This is a genomic window from Bradyrhizobium sp. BRP19 (assembly GCF_020194195.1).
GTDB lineage: Bacteria > Pseudomonadota > Alphaproteobacteria > Rhizobiales > Xanthobacteraceae > Bradyrhizobium > Bradyrhizobium yuanmingense.
In genome coordinates this window covers 1-404 of sequence record NZ_JADYVZ010000209.1, presented here as the reverse complement: position 1 = coordinate 404, position 404 = coordinate 1, and the positions used below count along the sequence as shown (strand labels likewise).

Annotated in this window: 1 protein-coding gene; it reads right to left on the bottom strand. The window is 68.8% G+C overall.

Annotated features, from left to right (window positions below; all coding sequences use genetic code 11):
• On the bottom strand, window positions 1-404 hold a 404-nt coding region (locus I6F36_RS39225; RefSeq protein ID WP_225173321.1), incomplete at both ends, for an AraC family transcriptional regulator.

The following is a 404-nucleotide window of genomic DNA, read 5'->3' as shown; positions in this document are numbered from 1 at the left end:
GACGTTCATCCGCCAGTCGGCCAGATAGTCGCCCGGCGTGACGCCCACCGCGTCTTTGAACGCGGCGGCGAAGCGCGCGCGTGACATGCCCGCCTGCGCCGCCAGCGCCTCGAGCGACCACGCGGTCTGCGGCGCATCGTGCATGGCGGTTATGGCGCGCGCGAGTTTCGGGTCGGCCAGTCCCGCCAGCAGTCCGGTGGCGCCAAGCCGCCCATCCATCAGATAACGCAGCAACTGGATCAGTAGCAACTCGCACAAGCGGTCGATGGCGGCCTGCCGACCGCACTGGTCGCGCTCGGCTTCGGCAAACAGCAGCTCTAGCGTCGGCCCGAGGCCGGGCAAGTCCGCCAGCGGAATCAGCAGCATCGACGGCAAGGCCATGGCCAACGGATTGCCCGTCGAAG